Below are 286 nucleotides of genomic sequence, written 5' to 3'. Positions count from 1 at the left end.
CGTCACCATGACGCAAGTCACGCCGACGCGCTCAAGGATATCCACTACTTCAAGCTGCATCCGGTCGCGTAATTTTTTATCCAGCGCGCCCATCGGTTCATCCAACAAGAGCAGCTTAGGACGTTTCGCCAGGCTGCGCGCCAGGGCCACGCGCTGACGCTGACCGCCGGAAAGCTGATGCGGCTTACGTTTTGCAAACTCCTGCATGTGCACCAGACCCAGCATCTCATTGACGCGGCTGATAATCTCCGCCTTCGGCAGTTTGTCCTGCTTCAGACCAAAAGCA

At 57.0% G+C, this 286-nt stretch carries 1 protein-coding gene; it reads right to left on the bottom strand.

Going from position 1 to position 286, the window contains the following annotated elements:
- On the bottom strand, positions 1-286 hold a 286-nt coding region (locus J4G32_RS21200), incomplete at both ends, for an ATP-binding cassette domain-containing protein (protein ID WP_210497691.1).

Source organism: Microvirga antarctica (assembly GCF_017921815.1).
Taxonomy (GTDB): Bacteria; Pseudomonadota; Alphaproteobacteria; order Rhizobiales; family Beijerinckiaceae; genus Microvirga; species Microvirga antarctica.
This window is presented reverse-complemented; position numbering and strand designations above follow the sequence as displayed.